This window comes from Algoriphagus sp. PAP.12, from assembly GCF_026652115.1.
Lineage (GTDB): Bacteria > Bacteroidota > Bacteroidia > Cytophagales > Cyclobacteriaceae > Algoriphagus.
The window spans coordinates 1-659 of sequence record NZ_JAPPSQ010000070.1; the positions used below are offsets into that span (position 1 = coordinate 1).

The following is a 659-nucleotide window of genomic DNA, read 5'->3' on the forward strand; positions in this document are numbered from 1 at the left end:
GTCTTTAGATACATATTTATACCGGATATAGCGGCGGATGATGAACTGGGCAGGCTTGTAATCAAGTTCCTCGGTGACCTCTTTGCCAATACAGGTCATCTCCTCTAGGTTCCCCTCTGGATACAGCTCAATCTCTTCCACGGGAAGATGTTCGGGCAGTTTGGTTCTGCCTGGATGGGAAGAACCGGACTTTTTGCGGATATACTCCACCTTTTCGGTGAGTTCTTCCTGTAGGACCTGCTGTTGTTCAGCTGGGGTTTCAAAAGGAAGACTCAGCTGATCGGAAGATTCAAAGCGTTCTCGTTTCTGGCCGAAGAGCATCTTCTGGAACTTAGCAAGAATCCCCTCCAGATCTTCAATGCGACGGTCTTTGGATTCCAGCTGCTGACTCTGCTCGCCCAATAAGGCGATGAGTTCGGCTTTAGTCAACTGGTCCAAAGGTTTGTTCATGCCTCGAAAATAACAGTCCAAAAGGAGCTGTCAAAGCATTAGTTTCCCACAGAACCCGTGGATAAGTGGACCTTCCGGATGATTCCTGTTCCTGACCTCAAAAAAACATCCCCATAACTCAAAAAGGCACTTTCAACTCCAAAACCCTGACCGAAAGTCAATAAAAAAAAGGAATAAACACCTTGAAAAAAAACTCAGAGTTTAGTGTA

1 protein-coding gene is annotated in these 659 nt (G+C 46.0%); it reads right to left on the bottom strand.

Annotated features, from left to right (window positions below):
- The coding region (locus O0V13_RS21490; RefSeq protein WP_268037070.1) for an IS66 family transposase zinc-finger binding domain-containing protein at window positions 1–450 on the bottom strand (450 nt) is incomplete at its 3' end.
- Window positions 451–659 lie beyond the last annotated feature (209 nt).